The following is an 18,935-nucleotide window of genomic DNA, read 5'->3' as shown; positions in this document are numbered from 1 at the left end:
TTGCACAGGCTGCATGTAAAGCTTAAGGTTAATAAACTGAGTAAAAATAAAGAGTGAAATAACGATGAGCGATCACGAAAAATTAAATTACGTAGAGTTTCCTGCATGCGACTTACCCGCAACTAAGGCCTTTTTTAGTCATGTATTTAATTGGCAGTTTACTGACTACGGCCCAGAATACACGGCGTTTAGTGGGCAGGGGTTAGATGGTGGGATTTTTCAGGCTCCATTAAAATCACTAACTCAGCATGGGGCAGCATTACTTATTTTTTATAGCAACGACATACACGCAACCTTTAAAAAAGTAGAGACATTTGGCGGAGTAATATTAAAACCTATTTTTGAGTTTCCTGGCGGTTGTCGGTTTCACTTTACAGAACCAAGTGGTAACGAATTTGCGGTATGGGCGAAAGAACACTAGGTACTATAAGGGCTGTAGGGCATTTAGGCTTAAAGATCAGGATTTTACTAACTAATCGCCATTTTAGATAAAATAAACCGATTTTTTACCAACTCATTTATCCTAAATGGCCATTTAGGATAAAAATTAAGCATTTAAGGCCAGATAAACATGAATAGTCACCAATTAATAGACCAAGTTAGTAAATGCGTGATCTGTGATCCTCATTTACCTTTAGGGGCTCGACCTGTAATACAATTTAACCCAAACGCACGTATTTTAATCGCGGGCCAAGCACCGGGTATAAAAGTTCACGAAACAGGCGTGCCGTTTAACGATGCAAGCGGAAACCGCCTACGAGAATGGCTTGGGCTAACAAGGGATGAATTTTACGATGCTAATAATATAGCAATTTTACCTATGGGCTTTTGCTACCCGGGTAGGGGTAAGTCGGGTGATTTACCACCGAGAAAAGAATGTGCCCCAGCATGGCGCGAGCAATTATTGGCTGCACTACCAAATATTGAGCTGACAATAGTATTAGGTAAATACGCGCAGGCGTATCATTTACCGGAGACTAAAAAAATGCCACTTACGGAGTTAGTAAAATCGTGGCGTGAGTATTGGCCAAATTATTTAGTGCTTCCACACCCCAGTCCGCGTAATAATATATGGCTTAAAAAGAATCCATGGTTTGAGCAAGATGTACTTCCAGAACTGGGTAAACGCATTGCGACTATTTTAAATAAGTAATGCTTCTAGCATTAGGATTTATTGTAAAGGGGCATTATACCAATCCGCAATAATACTTAATCATTTTGCGGGGCTAAACGTGTCGCTACCTGTGTTAAAAAATTCTCATTTACGACTGCATGGATGTAGAAGGTAGAGCAATGCAGGAGCAATTGCCGAGAACAACTAAATAGCGAATTTTTTGCCTAGCTATCAACACGTTTTTCCATCCTCAAAATAGATCACTTAATTAAGCGAATTGGTATACAGTTAACTTAAAAATTAACACTCCAATTAAAAACAATAACAAACGAGGCTGTCTAATTTGAATGCATCTATATTAACTGAAGTAATACTTCCGCTCGCTCTTGCACTTATTATGTTTGGTATGGGTCTTGGGCTCACAACAAACGATTTTACTCGTCTATTTAAAAGCCCGCTTGCCATTGTTATGGGTTTAATAGGCCAACTTGTAGCAATGCCTTTATTAGCATTAGGGCTGTGTTATTTACTTAACCTACCAACGCCTATCGCTATTGGTTTAATGATATTAGCTGCCTGCCCAGGTGGTACTATGTCAAATGTAGTAAGCCAGCTTGCTAAAGCTAATTTAGCGCTTTCGGTAAGTTTAACCGCTGCCTCTACCGCAATTAGTATAATAACCACACCGTTTATTATTGGTTTTGCTATGAGCCAGTTTGCCCCAGCGGACGATGCTACTTTTTCTATTTTAACTACTTCATTAGGGTTATTTTTTATTACCTTAGTGCCAGTTGCTATAGGCATTTGGTTACGTCACTTTAAAAGTGATTTTGCCATTAAAGCAGAGCCGTTTTTTAGACGCTTCTCGTTGTTTTTTATGCTTATGATGATTGCCGCACTAGTAATAAAAGAGCGCGATTTATTAGTTAGCTCATTTAACGATGTATTTTGGGCGTGCATAGCACTTAATATTGGTTCAATGGTTGTTGGTTGGTTAATTGCTAAGTGTTCAAAATTAAATTTAACTGATTCGCTGACGCTTTCAATTGAGGTTGGAATTCAAAATGCATCGTTAGCTATTTTAATTGCTATTAGCTTTTTGAATAAACCAGAATATGCGGTTACCGGTGGCGTGTATGGCCTTGCTATGTTTATAGGGCCACTGCTATTAATTGGCGGGTTAAAGCTTAAAAATAAACGTACCGCTAGGGCTGTTAACTAGGACTTTTAATTAGGGCATGTTGACCAAGTTACTTTAATTTATGGCTGCGGATAACGTAGCCGTAAACTCCAGTCTAAAAATACCACCTGTTAAATGTATGCTCAGCACCCATCGCGTCAACAAATTGTAGGCTCACAAAAGACTCTCAAGCTTGAATATTGCACTAGGCGCTGAGCTTGTTTGCGCGAGGAGTGAAGCTTCTAATTACTAAGGCGCATTTTAGGATGGGATAAGAGTGTAAGTAATACGGTGAAAAACAGTTAATTATTTGGTTACTAAAACTGCGCCTCAAATATGAGGCGCTACTTTAAAACTTACTACTTGGTTTGCATGTTTTTAGCGCGTTCTTCTGCATCTATTAATGCTTGCGATTTTGGCGCGCGTTTTTTCTCTTCTATTGTGGGCTTTTCAGTTGAGTCAGGATCCCAGCTTGAGTCTAACGATAAGTTAGCAAATGGATTGTTACTGTCTGCTTTTTTAGGCTCAATTACTGGCTCATCAACTAGCGATGTCGTTTGTGTTTGCTCAGGTATCGCGTCTTCTTTTTTAGGCATCGGCTTTTCACCAGGTAATGGCGCGTCTGGGTTAAATGTACGCACCTCTGGTTCTTTAAAGTCTTGCTCGGTTGTATACGTAGTCGATTGAGCGTCAGATATTTGCTCTGGAGCGTGTAAATCTATAACCGGCTCACTCGCTGTTACTGGCTCAGGAGTAGTAATAACCGGCTCTACAGTGTTATGTTCGGCTTCTATTGGCGCAGATTCCGTTACTTGCGCTGTATAGTGCTTACGTTGTTTTTTTACTGGCTTTGCATCTGGGTCAAAGTCGCGTACCTCTGGCTCATTAAAGCTGCTGGCATTTTTAATGCGCTCTAAGGTTGTTTTGGCGGCGGCTTCAAACTCGGCGGTATTAGGCTCTGGTTTTTGTTTTACTTCGTTAAACGTAGCGGTACTTGTTTGCTCTAAAGTATCTGCTGGCTCCATTTGTGCAGACTCAATTTCACTTGTTTGCGATGGAGTAACTACGTTGTTTTGCTCATCTGAGATCTGCGTTGTTGTATGTTCAATATCAGTGTTTTGCGCTGTGTTAGTAGGTTCCACTGACTCTTCATTTGTCGCTACGCTGCTCTCAACTGCTTTATTATTTTGAGTTGCTTCGTTAATGACGACAGGCTCAATCTCTGGCTCTTTTGTTGTTTGTACTGGCTTTGTTGCTTCAATTTCAGGTTTAGCTGGCGTAGCAATTTTTTCTGATTTAACTTCAGGTGGAGCCGCTATAGTCGGTTCTGCCATCGCTTTGCTTTGTTTTGCACGGCGCAGGCGCACGACTATCATAGCGCCAATAAGTACCACTATAACAAGTATTAAAGTGGGTAAAAGTAACGAGCTTGGGCTTTGTGCTACAGGTTGCGGCGCAATTACAGGCGCTAGTTTAGTTAACACCGGTGCTGATTTTAAAGGTACAGGCTTTTCAGACGCAGGTTGAACGCTTTGCTCTGGCGTCGCCGGTTTTACTTGCTCTATCACAGTTTCGTTTTTTTGCTCTGTAACTACTTGCTCGGGTGCTGCTTTTTTTGGCTCTGCATCAATTACTATTTCGTTACTGTTGGTATTTAGCTGATCGTTTATTTGTTGTTTTTGATCATTAGTTAAATTAAGGGTTTGCTCGTTGATGCTTTCTTTAACAGCTTCTTCAGTGGGTTTAATTACAGGGGCAGGTTCAACAATTTTAGGTTGTGGCTGAGTAATAATAGTCGGCTCAGGCTCTATTATTTGGGGCTTAGGTTGTGCTTGAATTTCTTTTGGCTTATTACAGTTATTTTTGTAATCACGCGCAGCTTTACGATATTTTTGACTCGCTTTATTATTACTATTTTGCTGCATTTCTTGTTTAATTAAAATGCACATAGCTTCGTTGTATGCAGCACTTTGCGCACTATAAAATAAGGCAAAGCAAAGGGTAAATCTAATTAGTTTTGATATCATGAAGTTATGCGCGCTTAAATATTAATAGTTTGATTTTAAGCGCAAAATTAAAAATTATCCAGAGTAATAGAACTAATCAATCACCATAAGGCTACGATATTCATCGTAAGCAAATTGGTCGGTCATACCGCTTATATAATCTTGGATTAATCTACAACGATAATAAAACTCGTATGCCGCAAAGTGATCGGGCTCTTCTTGCATCGCATCTATTGCGTGTTGGTAACTATTTAAGTGCTTTTTAGAGAGCTTTTTAACAAGTCGCGACTCTATTAATAAACGTGAATCGCCATTTAATGCACGCTTAAAGTCATCCTTGTTTAGTAGCAGTAATGGTTTATAGCAATCGAGCAAACCATTAATTATGCGATACCCTTGTAGCTCTAATTTTTCGACTTCTTTGTTTGAAAATACATGCTCAAGCGCTACCTGCTTTAGTGTTTTAGTTACTGCATGTAGATGGCTTCTATCTTCTAAAAGCGCTTGGTTAAAATCGCCATGGTAAATAGGTTCTATATTTTCGATAAAGCGTTTTGCGGCGTGATTTACTAGCGGATGTAGCAATGCAACCCGCAGGTATATAAAAAATTCACTATTAAAATTATAGGGTTGTGCTTGTGCACGCTCTAGTGCGTAGTCTACGGCTTTGTCTACAAAATTTTGATGTTGAGCGTCGTCGATTAACAGGTTTATTAATACTTTTTTGTAACTACTTTTAAGTTTTTCGCACAGCAACTCAGTGCTTATTATGTCTTTTTCTACGGCGTCTTCTATGTCGGCTAGGCAATACGAAATGTCGTCGGCGGCTTCCATTATGTAACTTGCAGGATGGCGGCAGTAAGGCTCAATAGTGAGCTCTTTTTGTAGCGCTTCAACAAAGTTTTTTTCGCTGTAGTAGTAACCTACTTTTTTCATTAAGTAGTTTTTATTTTGGGGTATGTCTTTTACATCAAGCCCAGCAGGGCGAGTGTATTTTAAAATACCAGCACTTTGGCTGTAGGTTAAATTAAGCGTTTGCAAAGAATGAATTATACGTATGCCTTGAGCGTTGCCCTCAAAGTTACAAATATCGAGCGCAAGGTGTTTAAAAACAACACCTATACCGGTGTTTGGTTCTTTACAGCGTTCGGGTGTTACGCTTGCTAGGTTGTTATTAAACCAGTGGTTAATAGCCGCTTCGCCAAAATGTCCAAACGGTGGGTTGCCTATGTCGTGCATTAGGCAGGCCATTTCTACTAAGCTTTCTAGTGGGCGCTCTAGGTCGGTTAAGCCGTAATCTTTTTGTTGCTCATAGCTTAAATTAGCAAAAATACGTTGCACTATAAAACGACCAACTTGTTGAACTTCAAGCGAATGGGTAAGGCGAGAGCGCACAGCTGCGTTGCGCTCAAGCGGAAACACTTGTGTTTTTTGCTGCAGCCTGCGAATAGCAGCACTGTTAATAATACGTCCACGGTCGCTTTCTAGCGCCATCTGTAAGTTAGAGGTTGTGCGGTACATTCGTGCTGGCGTTATTTTTTTACTAAAATCTATGGTCATCTTTATACTTGTCCTTTTTTACAATTGATGACTGGCATAGTTTTTAGCACATAGTCATTTGTCTTTAATATACAGGGTTTAATCTATCAGTTTGTATCATAAAGTAACAACTTGCTTTAAAATAATTTTTTGAGTAATTGTTGTGCATTTATAGGTGTTTATAATGAAACAGTGGATTTTAAAGGCAGTATCAATTTGCCTAATGTTAGGAATGAACAGCGCATTTGCTGCAAAAGAGCAAACTGTGGTGCTTGTATCAATTGATGGCCTGCGTTGGGATTATATTGAAAAACACGGCGCGCCAAATTTAAAAGCAATGGCCGAGCGCGGTGTTCGCGCACAAAAACTAATACCTGTTTATCCAACTAAAACGTTTCCTAATCATATTTCTATTATTACGGGCTTACTGCCAGTAAACCATGGCATTGTTGATAATAGCTTTTGTGATAAAGCCCGTAAAAACGACTGTTACAGCATGGGCAAAGCATTGGGCGATAGCACATGGGTAAAGGGTATTCCGCTTTGGAATTTAGCAAAAATGCAGGGGCTTAAATCGGCTACTTATTTTTGGCCTGAGTCAGATGCATTATTTAACGGCATGACACCAGATTACTTTTATCACTATTCTAAATACAGCGATTACCAAAGCCGTGTTGATCAAATTATTCAGTGGTTAAGCTTACCAAAAGCACAGCGCCCACGTTTTATTGCGAGTTACTTTTCGCTAGTTGACAGCATGGGCCATGAATTTGGGCCAGACGCACCACAAACGCGTGATGCAGTTAAACAGCTTGATGAATTAATGGGGCAATTACAAACTCGCTTAAGTAAATTAGAGCAAGAGGTAAACTTAGTTATTGTGTCGGATCATGGTATGACGAGTATAGATCCAGATAAAAGCATTGACACAACCACACTACCTCAAGATGAAAACTTTTTAGTTAAAAATACTGGCCCACGTTTACTTATTTATACTCAGCCTGATGCTAAAAACGCTGATATTGAAGGTTACAAAGCACGTTTACGAGATGCGTCAAACGGTCGTTATACAGTATTAACTGACGAACAATTAGCAGCGTATCATTACAATAAAGGCACTCGCGTAGGCGATATTGTGGTGCAAACTACAGCGCCAGCGGTATTTACCAATGGTAAAAAACCAACCTATTTAGGGACTCACGGTTATGCATATACCGAGGATATGGCAGCATCATTTATTGCTGTAGGCCCTGCATTTAAACAAGGTGTAAGCCTTAAAGAAGTAAATAACCTTGATATTTACCCAGTACTTGCAAAAGTGATGGGACTTAAATTGTTAAACAAAGTAGATGGCAATGGTAAAACATTAATGCCAGCAATTAAGCAAAAAATCGTTGTGCATTAGCTTAATCTAAAAGAGCGCGTAAGCGCTCTGCAGGGAAGAACATGTTAAAACTTTAAAGTGGGCTATTTAGCCCACTTTTTTATTGGGCAGCTTATTTAAAGTTAGCAATACTTGTTTTTGTAGCAGTAACTGTGCGAATTGCATGCGCTTGGTTTGTAATACCAAATGCAATACCGTTTACGCTCCAGCCAGGGTTAGAGAAGTAATCGTACTGAGTAGCGCTACCGTAAACGTGCGGGTAAGCCATTATACTTGCAAACTCGTTTTGTACGCCGTGACCCATGCCATCTACATATACACCGCCAGACGTATCACCTTGTTTGCGTGAATGCGCTAAACCTTGGTTATGACCAAGTTCGTGTACAAATGTAGTTGCACCACAATCAATTGCAGTGATTGAGTACATACGGCTGCTCATTGAGCTGTATAGATTGCCATTAGTGCCTTGGCCAACCCATGCTAAACCACATGAAATAAGCCCATTGCCAGCACTTTGACCAGTACCTAATACGGCAATCATGTCGGCTTTCCAATCGCTGCGTAAACCATCTACGTAGCTGCTATTTGTAACCGAATCTAACCAATCCTCAGACGGCGTTACTGCATAGTCACCTAAGTTTTGTTTGCCAGCTAAGCGTAGTGTTATATCAACGCCATTTTGGCTATATACCTGATTACTAAAAGCAATTAGTTGATTTATTTTAGTGTCAATATTGCTAGTTGCAGCAGCTGATTGGTCGGTATATAAAATACCGATATCGATTGTTTCTGCTTGTGCAACACTTGCTGCACATAATGCCGCAGCCAGTGCGGTTGTTGTGATTACTTTTTTCATTATTGTATTTCCTTACTCTTGTTGTGGTTGGAACTTGTTTTTAACTTGGTTGAGCTCATAAAAAGCAGACACACTAAAGCTGCCTTATAGTGCGGCTTTAGTTGTTTTTTATATTTTGATTATTGGTTAGCCATCAATTTTTGGTGCAAATATATCGATGCTTTTATCTGATTTGGGTTTTGGTGCGGTTACATCATGCTCTATGTGGCTTTTATATAAATCGCGTTTTGCTGCAATCCATCCGTACTTACCTTTACTTTCGAATACATAATTGCCAGAAGGCGCAGTAAATTGACCATACACGGCATCTTTACCTACCGTTAAAACGGTATTATGCATGCGGCCATCAACACCCACTATTTTGCCAAATATGCTCTTATCGCCATTTTCAGACTCAACCACATTAGTCACTTCTGCGGTGAATGTTTCGGCTGTTTGCGGAATAGCTAAATCAAAATTTTCGCCAGTTTCTAAAGCCTGTAAAGAATTTAAATCAAACTCAATGTAGGCTTCGTTATGTAAGTCGGTAGGTAAAACTTTTGCGTTTATGAGCACTTGCTTTGCTTTGTCGGATAGGCGATTTACGGCATCAAATTCTTCAAACGGTAAATTGTTGTCAGAGGCAACAATGGGTTTAACGGTAATTGGATCTTTACTCATATCAATAGGTGCAGGGGGATGTGTATTGCGCGTTTTTTGTAAATCAATAGGAACAAAATCAATAGCAACAGGCGCGATAGGTTCGCCCGTTTCATCTGCATTAAAAAAAAGCCCATAAACTGCAAATGCCGATAATGGTATAGCAATTAGTAAGACGACAGATCTCTTCATTTGTTTCTCTTTTAGTGTTTTTGGTTAACTGTTTGTTACGTTTTATATTATTTAATGGATTAGATCAAGATAATAAATGTAACCGAAAAGAATTAATTCTAAATTTCATAATTCCTTATAAAATATAAGGATATTTATTTTTGGTATGTTTTTTGCTCTTTTTAGTATTGGTTTTTTGTAGGGTTTATGCGGCCTTTGGCGCGTTTGTGGGTACTTGTTTGTTTAGTTAAATACAATGGTTAAAAGTGACTTTTTGACGTTAATTACAATGAAAAATAAAAAGTGAATTTTTTTCACTCTTTGTAAACTAATCGCTAATTGCAATGCATTTATCGGGCACGTATGTTGTGTGCTGCATAAATGGCATTACGAGGGATTTATGAAGGTGTCTGATCAGTTGCTTAACCGAATTACAGCAGGGCTTGTGGCTGTAATTATTGGTTTTTCGAGTTCCATTGCATTGATTTATCAGGTGGTGATAACCCTTGGAGGCACGCCCGATTTAGTAGCTAGTTGGATTTTAATGCTTGGTTTAGTGATGGGCACAACGTCAATAGGTTTGTCGTACTATTACAAAGTGCCTGTTTTAATTGCGTGGTCTACCACGGGGGCTGCATTACTGATTTCAAGTGCACAAGGGTATAACTTAAACGAGGCTATTGGCGCGTTTATGCTCAGTGCATTGCTCGTTTTTTTGTCGGGGGTGACGGGCTGGTTTGAAAAAATAATGAACCGTATTCCAAGTGAGCTTGCGTGCGCCATGTTGGCCGGCGTACTTGTTACCTTTGGTATTGATGTTTTTAATTTTATGAACGACATGCCTTTAGTGATTGGCTTAATGGTTGTTATGTACTTTATTGGTAAACGCTTTTTTGCCCGCTTTGCTATGTTAAGTGTGCTTATTATAGGTGTACTACTCGCCTGGCAAATGGGCCATATTGATACCAGCGCACTGCACTGGAAAATGAGCGAATTTGCTTATATTGAACCCGTTTTTCACTTGCAAGCATGCATTAGCATAGGTTTACCACTTTATATAGTTACCATGACCTCGCAAAATTTACCGGGTATTGCTGTTTTAAAAGCGCATAAATATAAAGCGCCTATATCTGCGTCTCTTAATGTGACTGGTTTTGTAAATATGCTTACCGCCCCGTTTGGAGCTTATTCTATTAATTTAGCCGCTATTACTGCTGCTATTTGTATGAGTGATGAAGCGGATGAAAATCATGATAAACGTTATTGGGCGAGTATAGCGGCGGGCGCATTTTATATTTTAATGGCGCTGTGCGCGGCTACATTAGTCGGGTTGGTGGCAAGTTTACCGCAGGCACTTATTTTAGCTTTGGCGGGCATTGCGCTATTTGGCACCATTGCTAATAGTTTGCAGCAAGCCCTTAGTAGTACTAAATATACGGAGGCCGCAATTGTTACTTTTTTAGTAACAGCATCTAACTTAACATTACTCTCAGTGGGGTCTGCTTTTTGGGGAATTATAGCGGGTGTGCTTACGCTCCTTATCACCCAAAAAGACTAAAAACTTTATTGTGTACAAAGAGCTGCTGGTGAGTATTTAAAACAAAATTATAGTTTATTTATATTATAAAAATAGCTTAACTAAGCTTATAAAAAAGGCTGCAATTGCAGCCTTTAGTTTTATAAAACAAGATTTACCTAATCAAAAGTATGATGGCGAGTTACACTAAACCGATTAAGTATATGGTGCATAATATACACAACGCACAGACTTAATATTATAGCCACCGATACCGAGCTAAACCGGTACATTGCGCTATAAACAAGATCTTGGCCTGGCCCGAGTGAGTTCCCAAATAAAATACCAAACGTAGTCAACACACCAAAACCAATACCAGGTATGCCTCCGCCTAAAATATGAAAACGCGCAAAAAGAAACGAAAGTATCCATAAAATAGCCATCGGAAAAAGTAAAAAATCAGAGTGACTATACAAAAATAGTTGCGATAGTAACGCTGCATTACACCCTATAAGCGTTCCAATTGCTCGCTGCCAACCAGCCATACCTGCGGCTTTCCAGCACAATGAAAACAAAATAAGCACAGAAGCTGCCTGCGCAGATATTGAGTCTTGTAAATCAAGAACCTGAAAAACCACAAAAGAGAGCGTAGCCACGGTTGAGCATAACAATACCTCATGGCGAATACTTTCTTTTGCTTTAGCTGGCATTACTCGCCCGGGCCTTGCGGTTACATCAGGAAATAGGCCATGCATTAATGCTCCAATAACAACGGTTAAAAATATAGCCAAACCATTAGTTAAAATTAACGGATAAATACTACTTCCTTCATCAACATAGCTCGAAAAATGTAGCTGAATAGAAAGGCTGATCACGCCTAAAGCGCCAAATAAAAAGGCGCTGCCGCTACTCATTTGGTGAAATAAAAAGCAGAAAACACCAAACACTAACAATGTCATAACGACTGGCAAGTGAGAAAATAATCCCTGCATTATCAGCACTATAAGCGCGCTAAATGCAGCAGATGCTATAAATTGATTTATAAGCCCACGACTTAACGTAGGTACCATGCCCAATATCAACATAGGATAAACGGTAAAAAATATACCATTTGGCCAGTTCATTAATTTACTAATAGTAAAGCCAAGGGTGCATCCACCTGCAATGCGTAGTGCTTGGCGAAGGCCATTAGAGTCTAATTGTGGGCCTTGGCTAACAATTTGAGTCATAAAGCCTCCATTAATAAATGTAGTGTAACCAGCTAATAAATCTAATTTGTGCAGAGCCAAACCATTGCCCAATTGTCGATTCGGGTAATAATTGTACTGTTGCACGTGACCCGCTTGGCATGTTCGCTATTAAGTCTTGATGATTTACGAGCTTTAAATGAATGCGTTGACGCTGTGCGTCACGTACCCAACGATTGCTGGTTTCTGTTGTACTTAGTAAACCATTTGCACTAAGTTGACCGTTGCTAACACCTGCTTCAAATGTTTCTAGTATTGCGTCGTAAACTTCACCTGGGCGGCTATCAAATACGACGCGCGCTTGAGTGCCTTGCTTCATATTTGAGAGTGACTTTTCTCTAAAGTCGGCAACTAAGTCGGCTTTTTTAGCGACAATAGCTAATAATGGGCTACCTGCAACAGCGTACGCGCCGTCTAATAATTGTAAGTTAGCAACTACGCCGTCACTTAGTGCACGTACTTGCGTGTAGGATAAATTTAACTCAGCTTGCGCTAACTGGTTAGCAGCATGACGCATAGCTAAGTTTTTATTACCTGAGTCACCTCTAGCTAAAACCGCTTCAGCTAACTGCGCTTCTAGGGCCGCAACATTTGCTTTACTGGCCTCAAAGTTAGCACGAATGCTTTCAAGCTCTTGCTCCGATATAGACTTTTGAGTATAGAGTTTTTCGCCTCTGCTTTTTAATAGCTTTTGCTCATGCTGCTTAGCATTTGCAGCACTAATTTGTGCTTCAAGGGCTTTAACATTGGTATCAAGACGCTTGTTTTGTAATTTGGCATCATCAAGCGCGAGTTGAGCTTGCTCTTTGGCTAAATTATATGGGCCTTCATCGATACTAAATAATATATCGCCCGCTTTAACTGATTGGTTATTATTAACTTGCACACTAGTGACTCGGCCACTAATTTGCGGTGATATTTGCACAACAGGGTGGTATACACGTGCCTGTGGTGTCACAGGCAAAACCATATCGGCCACTAAATAGTAAATAAATACTAAGATAAACCCTATGAGAGAAAACCTTACATAGCGTGCAAACTTTTGATCCGGTGTCATTTTTAGCCTTACTTATTAACTTGAATACATTTAAGGGCGTTTTGCTCTATTTTGATCAAACCAAATGCAATGGCATCTAGCTGCTCAACAGATAAACCGCTGTATAACTGATTTTTTATATCGGAAATGGTCTCTTGCAATGAATGTAAAATGGCATCACTTTGCTCAGTAAAATAGAGTCTTTTACTGCGCTTATCATGTTTGTCTACACGGCGAACGATTAACGATTGCTCCTCTAATTGCTTAAGCGTGCGAGTCAGTGAAGGCATTTCTATCCCTAAGCTATTAGCAAGTTCAAGTTGTGTTAGTCCCTCACCACGCATATTTATATGCATTAGTGCAGTCCAGCGCGACTGAGTAAGCCCCAAAGGCTCAACAGCAATGGTTACTGCTTCGCGGCATAAGCGATGAACTCGGCCCATATTACCGATAACTGTTAAATCGAGCGTCTCGTGAAAAGGTTTTTGTGTAGGCATAGCCATCCCAACATAGTTAGCAAGCTAACTATTTTATCATTACTTAGCAAGCTAAGTAAATATGTGTAAGTGCGGGAAGTGGTAAAATATTTGCTAAACCTCACCTGTAAAAAAATGGTGAGGTTTAGGGAGTTTTAAAAGTTAAGTAAATTAGCTGGGGAGTATTGATCGGTAAGTACTTTTGTATCTGCAGGCCAATCTTGGCCGTCTTTAGTAAAGTGCATAAGTTGGCTAATCGCTTTTATATCTACACCGTATTTTACTAATTTAGGGGCGAGAGCATTTACACGCGTGTTAATTTGCGCTTCGCTCGGTATTGATTTAAGCCCCGCTAAAATAATACGGTTACTACGATTTTCGCGGCTTACATTTATAAAGTCGCCAAATACAGCGTGGTAAGTTGCCGACTCATGCTCATAAAGTTTACTACTTGAAAACGTATTTGCGGCAATAACGCCACCATCGGCCAATACGCTTTGCACTTCTTCAAAAAACTCTTTAGTGAGCAAATGCTCCGGAATATAGTCGCCGTTAAATGCATCTAAAATAATCCAATCGTACTTTTGCTTTTTAATAGCGGCGCGTTTTATAAAAATACGGCCATCTTGCACGCTTGATGTCACTAAGTCATTTTCTATAAAGTTAAAGTAATCGCGTGCAACTTTAGTTACTGCAGGGTCTATTTCAACATTATGAATATTTGCAGTGGGGTATAGCTCATGAATAACATTAGAAAGCGTACCGCCACCTAATCCTATAATAAGTACACTTTTAGGGTTGTCGGTTACTAAAAGGCTCGCAAACGTCAATTTTGTGTAATTAAAAACAAGTTTGTCGGGATTGCTTTTATACATGCAACTTTGGCTTGTTTGGCTACTTTTAGTATTAAATTTAAGGCAACGTAAGTCGCTCGTTTCTTCAACAATAATATTGCGATAAAGCGAGCGTTCTTCATGAATAACGTTACTAAACGCAGAACCTGAAAACACAATTAATGGCAGTAGCAAATATTTAAGCATGAGCAAGCCCCTTATTATTAGCCAAGGTATTAATAGCAATCGCTACTAAACCCAGTGACCCAAGCGTTAAAGCAAAGGCGCTAATAATTGTATTCACGTCAAACGCGAGTACAAAGTAAAAAGAGGTAATTATAGTACCCAGGGCACTGCCAAGCGTACTTACAAAGTATAAACGCCCAGCCACTTGGCCGCTTTTATCGCTATCTGTTACCAGTAAGCGCACAGAGTAGGGCGAGATCATGCCTAAAATAACGGTAGGTATAAAAAATAAAGCAGTTGACGCTAAGAGTGAGCCGTAGCGGCTATCTTCAATATGGGTAAATATAAATTCCATTATAGGCTGCGAAAATAATGTAATAGGCACAACCATAATGCTGGCAATTAAAAATATTAAACCATATTTGGTAAGGGATGCATTTTTAGTGCTGAGTTTACCACCAAGTAAATACCCAAAAGATAAACTAAGCATAAACACAGTAATTATACTGCCCCAAATATGCACGCTACTGCCAAAAAAGGGGGCAAGAATTCTCCCACCTAAAAGCTCAATGCCCATTATGCAAAAGCCGCTGCAAAAAGCTAAAAAGTAAATTAACGCGTTTGTTTTTATGCTCATGTAATTATCGTTATGTAACTTAAGTAGAACACTATACTAACGTGATGCATACAAAGCTGCTAGGGCCTGTTGACCTTTCAGGATTAAAATTTGTTCTATCTAGGGGCGATTTAATCGCGGCGCGAGGTTTGTAACCTAGTGGGCTAAGTAAAAACCGATCAACAAAGAGTTAATCGTCCCTAGAAAGAACCCAGAGGGCAGCGCATGTTTGGTATTTATGCTGCGTTATCGCCCATTAATGGGGAATAACCACACTACATAGGCTCTGCCTTGCCTAAAAACCAAACATACTGCTGCAAATTTAACCTCGAAAGATAAATAGGCCCTAGGGTAATAATTAACCTAAGTTTAATTTTAAAAAAGAAGTTTTGTTATAGCAATTTGTTAGTTAGTTGAATTCTGATCTATTTAGCTTGCCTAGGCCCTCGCGATTTAGCACTTAAGACGCTTTTTCATTTAAATTAATTTTTTCTTAAGTTTTCTTTAAGTTTCACTCGTTAAGTTTAAACCCTGAAATATAAACAGGTTTAAATGAGCGAGCTTATGCAATTAGCCCACACTTCTACATCATTAGATTTAACACAAAATAACAGTCAGTTTATTAGTGCTCGTATTGATGATGTGCATCGAAAAAATCTCGAAAACACAGTGAAAGAAGGTTTTTTAGTTGCGTATAACGCTAAGCTTACTTCTTTTATGCCACTACTTTGCCAATACGTTACCGAGCAAGGAAAGTGCACGTTAGGGCTAAGGCAAGCAACTTCGCCATTGTTTATTGAGCAATATTTAGCATCACCCGTTGAAGATTTTTTAGATGAAAGTATTTCTCGCAATAAGATTTTTGAACTTGGTAATCTCTGCTCTACAAATCGAAGAGCAACACTTGCACATTTTATTATTGTTAACGAAGCTCTGCAAAGTGTGGGGGCAAAACATTTAGTGTTTTGTGCAACCAACAAAGTGCGTGCTTTATTGCGCTTACTTGGTGTTACGTGTACCGAAATTGCACTTGCGAGCAGTTTTGTAGTTGAGAACCCATTAAAGTGGGGCAGCTATTACGCCAACCAACCAACAGTATGCATTGTGAGCCTAGAGCAAGCTCACCAACAAGTATTAAATACCCCAATGCTTTATAGTTTGATGCAGCAAAACCACTCAAATATCAATTCTTTGGTAAATGCATTGGTGAATGTATGAATTACTATAATAGCCATGCAGTATCGCCACTAATTATTGCCCATAATAAAGAGCAAACACTTGAAATTAACGGTGGTGAGTTTAACCAGCAAATACAAAAAGTAGTAAAAAGACTACAAAGCTTTAACGGCAAATGTGTCGCTTATAAGCTCGATAATACGCCAGCTTGGCTTGTTATTGATGCCGCTACTGCAGTTTCTAATAAAGTGGCTGTGCCAATTGCTCACTTTTTTAGTGAACAACAAACTCAATATGTACTAGCGCAATGCGGCGCACATTTATTTATTAGCGACACGCTAAACCCTTTACTTGGGGAGCCGACTGCATCGATTACTATGTTTGAGTTTTACACGTTATATATTTACGAAATTGTTGTAGCTAAACCCGTCAGCTATTTTCCAGAAACTCAAAAAGTAACGTTTACATCAGGATCGACTGGGCAACCAAAAGGCGTGTGTTTATCTGCAAAGAGCCAAATGCAGGTAGCTCAATCTCTTTGCGATAAGATTAATATTAAAAAGCCTGTTCATTTATGTTTATTGCCGCTTGCTGTATTGCTTGAAAATATAGCCGGTGTGTATGCCCCTTTAAAAAGTGGCGGTACAGTGCATTTAATGCCGTTAAATGAATTAGGATTTGTTGGAACTGCATTAAAACAGCCCGCACAGCTTATAGCTGCTATTGATAAAGTTAAGCCAAATACGCTTATTTTAGTGCCTGAACTATTAGCATGCTTAGTTGCTTTTGCAGAAGATGGGTGGCAACCGCCTAGTTCGTTACAGTTTATTGCAGTGGGTGGTGCGCTTGTCAGCGAAATGCTATTAACCAAAGCGCGCAGCTTAAATTTACCGGTATACCAAGGTTATGGACTTTCTGAGGCGGCATCTGTAGTGAGTTTAAATACACCCACAAACGATAACCTTCACAGTGCCGGCTCTGTGTTACCTCATATTCAAACCAAAATTGAAAATAGCCAACTTTTTATAAAAGGCGATTTGTTTTTAGGTTACTTAAATCATCAACCTCACGACAAAAACCAGTGGTATGCAACCGGTGATCTAGTCGAGCAGCATCAAAATACCTTATTTATTAAAGGCCGCCTAAAAAACCTAATTATTACCAGCATGGGTCGCAACATCAGTGCCGAGTGGCCTGAATCACTATTACTAAGTCAAAGCGGAATTTTACAAGCGGTTGTGTTTGGTGAAGGTCGACCTTTTTTAACCGCCATTATTTATGCCGATTCAAAGCTATGTAACCCCGTGTTAGCTCAATACATTAACGCAATTAATGAACAACTACCCGACTATTCACGAATTCAAAAATGGCATCGTTTAACTGCCCCATTAAGTGTGCAACAAGGATTATTAACCACAAATAATCGCCCAAAACGAGATGCCATAAGTAAGCAGTACCATGCTGTGTTTGAGCAATTTTACCGACTTGGAGAAGTAATTAATGAGTGATTTTTTTAACACCCTCAAAGAGCAAACTAAACAAGAGCAAAACTATCTGCTTGCAGCGCCTATTATTCAGCGTGTTTTTAAAGGCGAAGCATCACTTGAAGAATACGCCTCGTTTTTAGCGCAAGCGTATCACCATGTTAAGCACACTGTGCCATTAATGATGTCGGTTGGTGCACGATTAACCGACAATCAAGAATGGCTGCGCGAAGCCGTCGCAGAATACATTGAAGAAGAGATAGGCCATCAAGAGTGGGTACTTAATGATATTGCAGCCTGTGGTTTTGACAAAGAAACAGTACGGTGTAGTCAGCCGCAATTTGCTACCGAAATGATGGTGTCGTATGCGTACGACTCCATTACACGTAAAAATCCATTGAGCTTTTTTGGCATGGTGCATGTGCTTGAAGGCACTTCTATAGCGCTTGCTGATGGCGCGGCTTCAAACATTGCAAATGCTGTGGGCTTACCTAAAAAAGCATTTAGTTATTTAACCTCTCACGGCGCACTTGATATAGAGCATGTGAAGTTTTTTGAAAACCTAATGAACCAAATAACAGACGAGGCGGATCAACAAGCCATACTCCATGGTGCAAAGCGCTTTTATCGTTTATACGGCGATATATTTCGTGGACTCGATGACGAACCATTTTTTAAAGCAAATGCACAAGGCAAATTGGCATGAGTAGTTCTTTATGTGTATTAACTGGTGCAACAGGCGGAATAGGGCAAGCGATTGCTAAAGCCCTATATGCAAAAGGGTGGACGTTACTGCTTGTAGGGCGAAATACCCAAACCCTCGAAAAACTGAGCCGTGCATGCCCAGACAGTGAAATATTTGCTGGCGATTTAACCGACGATACAACACGTATTAACCTAGCAATAAAAGCCAAGCAACTCGGCGGCGTTAAATTACTTATTAATAACGCAGGTATAAATACAATGCAAAGCCTTGAGCACACAAGTAATGAGCAAATAGATAATATGCTCATTACTAATTTGTCGGTGCCTATTAAATTATGCCAGCTATTTTTAGGGCAGTTAGCGTATACCCAAGGCACCATTGTTAACGTGGGCTCATCGTTTGGCAGTATTGGTTACCCATTTCAAACACTTTATTGCGCCAGTAAATTTGGTTTACGTGGTTTTACAGAAGCGTTATCACGTGAGTTGAATGGTTCAGGCGTTAAAGTGACCTATTTAGCACCAAGAGCAACAGATACATCTATTAATAGCAGTAAAGCGCGGGCAATGAATAAAGAGCTTGGTAATAAAATGGACTCGCCAGAATTAGTTGCTCAAGAGTTATTAGCACTTATAAGTTCAAACCAAACAAGGCGCTTTATTGGTTTTCCTGAAAAACTATTTGCACGCATAAATGGCGCATTCCCAAGCGTTGTTGATAACGCTATTGCAAAACAACTTCCTAAAATTAAACGTTTTTTAAGTTAACAA

At 39.6% G+C, this 18,935-nt stretch carries 18 protein-coding genes; 9 read left to right on the top strand and 9 right to left on the bottom strand.

Annotated elements, in window-relative coordinates; translation table 11 throughout:
- Positions 1 to 64 precede the first annotated feature (64 nt).
- The 3 genes from I6F43_RS00150 to I6F43_RS00140 all read left to right on the top strand — a co-directional run bounded on the left by I6F43_RS00150 (position 65) and on the right by I6F43_RS00140 (position 2,336).
- Positions 65 to 421, top strand: coding sequence for a VOC family protein (locus tag I6F43_RS00150; protein WP_197100384.1), 357 nt, complete (start codon positions 65 to 67; stop codon positions 419 to 421).
- Positions 422 to 571: 150 nt separating this feature from the next.
- Positions 572 to 1,153: a uracil-DNA glycosylase family protein gene (locus I6F43_RS00145; protein WP_024591552.1), complete on the top strand. Its 582-nt coding sequence runs from the start codon at positions 572 to 574 to the stop codon at positions 1,151 to 1,153.
- A 304-nt stretch (positions 1,154 to 1,457) separates the two neighbouring features.
- Positions 1,458 to 2,336 (top strand): bile acid:sodium symporter family protein, encoded by an 879-nt coding sequence (locus tag I6F43_RS00140; RefSeq protein WP_024591551.1) that lies wholly within the window; start codon positions 1,458 to 1,460, stop codon positions 2,334 to 2,336.
- Between the two features lie 317 nt (positions 2,337 to 2,653).
- On the opposite strand, the gene I6F43_RS00135 is transcribed toward I6F43_RS00140, so the two are convergent.
- On the bottom strand, positions 2,654 to 4,321 hold the full coding sequence (locus I6F43_RS00135; RefSeq protein WP_197100383.1) for a cell surface protein: 1,668 nt from the start codon (positions 4,319 to 4,321) through the stop codon (positions 2,654 to 2,656).
- Positions 4,322 to 4,393: 72 nt separating this feature from the next.
- Complete coding sequence (gene dgt / locus I6F43_RS00130) at positions 4,394 to 5,860, bottom strand: dGTPase (RefSeq protein ID WP_197100382.1); 1,467 nt, start codon at positions 5,858 to 5,860, stop codon at positions 4,394 to 4,396.
- A 163-nt stretch (positions 5,861 to 6,023) separates the two neighbouring features.
- Between dgt and I6F43_RS00125 the strand changes: the two genes are divergently transcribed.
- A complete protein-coding gene (locus I6F43_RS00125) occupies positions 6,024 to 7,244 on the top strand; it encodes an alkaline phosphatase family protein (RefSeq protein WP_197100381.1) in 1,221 nt (406 codons plus the stop codon).
- Between the two features lie 91 nt (positions 7,245 to 7,335).
- Here I6F43_RS00125 and I6F43_RS00120 read toward each other — a convergent pair whose 3' ends face one another.
- Together I6F43_RS00120 and I6F43_RS00115 are read right to left on the bottom strand one after the other, a co-directional pair.
- On the bottom strand, positions 7,336 to 8,079 hold the full coding sequence (locus I6F43_RS00120) for a zinc-dependent metalloprotease family protein (protein WP_007583576.1): 744 nt from the start codon (positions 8,077 to 8,079) through the stop codon (positions 7,336 to 7,338).
- Between the two features lie 126 nt (positions 8,080 to 8,205).
- Entirely contained in the window at positions 8,206 to 8,910 is a 705-nt protein-coding gene (locus I6F43_RS00115; RefSeq protein WP_197100380.1) for a hypothetical protein, read from the bottom strand.
- Positions 8,911 to 9,289: 379 nt separating this feature from the next.
- Between I6F43_RS00115 and I6F43_RS00110 the strand changes: the two genes are divergently transcribed.
- Complete coding sequence (locus tag I6F43_RS00110) at positions 9,290 to 10,447, top strand: benzoate/H(+) symporter BenE family transporter (RefSeq protein WP_024591511.1); 1,158 nt, start codon at positions 9,290 to 9,292, stop codon at positions 10,445 to 10,447.
- A gap of 137 nt (positions 10,448 to 10,584) precedes the next feature.
- Here I6F43_RS00110 and I6F43_RS00105 read toward each other — a convergent pair whose 3' ends face one another.
- From I6F43_RS00105 to I6F43_RS00085, 5 genes are all read right to left on the bottom strand, one after another.
- Positions 10,585 to 11,634, bottom strand: coding sequence for a DUF2955 domain-containing protein (locus tag I6F43_RS00105; RefSeq protein ID WP_024607811.1), 1,050 nt, complete (start codon positions 11,632 to 11,634; stop codon positions 10,585 to 10,587).
- Positions 11,635 to 11,644: 10 nt separating this feature from the next.
- On the bottom strand, positions 11,645 to 12,709 hold the full coding sequence (locus I6F43_RS00100) for an HlyD family secretion protein (protein WP_024591513.1): 1,065 nt from the start codon (positions 12,707 to 12,709) through the stop codon (positions 11,645 to 11,647).
- 8 nt (positions 12,710 to 12,717) lie between these two features.
- Positions 12,718 to 13,185: a MarR family transcriptional regulator gene (locus tag I6F43_RS00095; RefSeq protein ID WP_007583567.1), complete on the bottom strand. Its 468-nt coding sequence runs from the start codon at positions 13,183 to 13,185 to the stop codon at positions 12,718 to 12,720.
- 134 nt (positions 13,186 to 13,319) lie between these two features.
- The gene (locus I6F43_RS00090; RefSeq protein ID WP_121953523.1) at positions 13,320 to 14,204 is read right to left on the bottom strand and encodes a spermidine synthase; all 885 of its coding nucleotides are present in this window, start codon (positions 14,202 to 14,204) and stop codon (positions 13,320 to 13,322) included.
- A complete protein-coding gene (locus tag I6F43_RS00085) occupies positions 14,197 to 14,820 on the bottom strand; it encodes a fused MFS/spermidine synthase (RefSeq protein WP_010555216.1) in 624 nt (207 codons plus the stop codon). Before I6F43_RS00085 ends, I6F43_RS00090 begins: the two co-directional genes overlap by 8 nt.
- 543 nt (positions 14,821 to 15,363) lie before the next feature.
- Here I6F43_RS00085 and I6F43_RS00080 point away from each other — a divergent pair.
- The 4 genes from I6F43_RS00080 to I6F43_RS00065 are packed head-to-tail and all read left to right on the top strand — an operon-like array spanning position 15,364 to position 18,932.
- Positions 15,364 to 16,017: a thermostable hemolysin gene (locus I6F43_RS00080; protein ID WP_033026818.1), complete on the top strand. Its 654-nt coding sequence runs from the start codon at positions 15,364 to 15,366 to the stop codon at positions 16,015 to 16,017.
- Entirely contained in the window at positions 16,014 to 17,483 is a 1,470-nt protein-coding gene (locus I6F43_RS00075; protein ID WP_197100379.1) for an AMP-binding protein, read from the top strand. Before I6F43_RS00080 ends, I6F43_RS00075 begins: the two co-directional genes overlap by 4 nt.
- Positions 17,476 to 18,165, top strand: a complete 690-nt coding sequence (locus I6F43_RS00070) for a TenA family transcriptional regulator (protein WP_197100378.1) — start codon at positions 17,476 to 17,478, stop codon at positions 18,163 to 18,165. The genes I6F43_RS00075 and I6F43_RS00070 overlap by 8 nt, the downstream gene beginning before the upstream one ends.
- Positions 18,162 to 18,932 carry an SDR family oxidoreductase gene (locus I6F43_RS00065; RefSeq protein WP_197100375.1) on the top strand — a complete coding sequence of 257 codons (771 nt, stop codon included), beginning with the start codon at positions 18,162 to 18,164 and terminating at the stop codon, positions 18,930 to 18,932. Before I6F43_RS00070 ends, I6F43_RS00065 begins: the two co-directional genes overlap by 4 nt.
- Positions 18,933 to 18,935: the final 3 nt, after the last annotated feature.

This window comes from Pseudoalteromonas sp. NZS71_1 (assembly GCF_015864305.1).
Classification (GTDB): domain Bacteria; phylum Pseudomonadota; class Gammaproteobacteria; order Enterobacterales; family Alteromonadaceae; genus Pseudoalteromonas; species Pseudoalteromonas arctica.
The sequence above is the reverse complement of the archived record's forward strand: the minus strand, read 5'-3'. Positions and strand labels throughout refer to the sequence as shown.

Excerpts from the sequence above, each read along its gene's own strand:
- I6F43_RS00150 (WP_197100384.1), top strand. The coding sequence starts at position 65 with ATGAGCGATCACGAAAAATTAAATTACGTAGAGTTTCCTGCATGCGAC.
- I6F43_RS00145 (WP_024591552.1), top strand. The coding sequence starts at position 572 with ATGAATAGTCACCAATTAATAGACCAAGTTAGTAAATGCGTGATCTGT.
- I6F43_RS00135 (WP_197100383.1), bottom strand. The coding sequence starts at position 4,321 with ATGATATCAAAACTAATTAGATTTACCCTTTGCTTTGCCTTATTTTAT.
- dgt (WP_197100382.1), bottom strand. The coding sequence starts at position 5,860 with ATGACCATAGATTTTAGTAAAAAAATAACGCCAGCACGAATGTACCGC.
- I6F43_RS00125 (WP_197100381.1), top strand. The coding sequence starts at position 6,024 with ATGAAACAGTGGATTTTAAAGGCAGTATCAATTTGCCTAATGTTAGGA.
- I6F43_RS00120 (WP_007583576.1), bottom strand. The coding sequence starts at position 8,079 with ATGAAAAAAGTAATCACAACAACCGCACTGGCTGCGGCATTATGTGCA.
- I6F43_RS00115 (WP_197100380.1), bottom strand. The coding sequence starts at position 8,910 with ATGAAGAGATCTGTCGTCTTACTAATTGCTATACCATTATCGGCATTT.
- I6F43_RS00110 (WP_024591511.1), top strand. The coding sequence starts at position 9,290 with ATGAAGGTGTCTGATCAGTTGCTTAACCGAATTACAGCAGGGCTTGTG.
- I6F43_RS00105 (WP_024607811.1), bottom strand. The coding sequence starts at position 11,634 with ATGACTCAAATTGTTAGCCAAGGCCCACAATTAGACTCTAATGGCCTT.
- I6F43_RS00100 (WP_024591513.1), bottom strand. The coding sequence starts at position 12,709 with ATGACACCGGATCAAAAGTTTGCACGCTATGTAAGGTTTTCTCTCATA.
- I6F43_RS00095 (WP_007583567.1), bottom strand. The coding sequence starts at position 13,185 with ATGCCTACACAAAAACCTTTTCACGAGACGCTCGATTTAACAGTTATC.
- I6F43_RS00090 (WP_121953523.1), bottom strand. The coding sequence starts at position 14,204 with ATGCTTAAATATTTGCTACTGCCATTAATTGTGTTTTCAGGTTCTGCG.
- I6F43_RS00085 (WP_010555216.1), bottom strand. The coding sequence starts at position 14,820 with ATGAGCATAAAAACAAACGCGTTAATTTACTTTTTAGCTTTTTGCAGC.
- I6F43_RS00080 (WP_033026818.1), top strand. The coding sequence starts at position 15,364 with ATGCAATTAGCCCACACTTCTACATCATTAGATTTAACACAAAATAAC.
- I6F43_RS00075 (WP_197100379.1), top strand. The coding sequence starts at position 16,014 with ATGAATTACTATAATAGCCATGCAGTATCGCCACTAATTATTGCCCAT.
- I6F43_RS00070 (WP_197100378.1), top strand. The coding sequence starts at position 17,476 with ATGAGTGATTTTTTTAACACCCTCAAAGAGCAAACTAAACAAGAGCAA.
- I6F43_RS00065 (WP_197100375.1), top strand. The coding sequence starts at position 18,162 with ATGAGTAGTTCTTTATGTGTATTAACTGGTGCAACAGGCGGAATAGGG.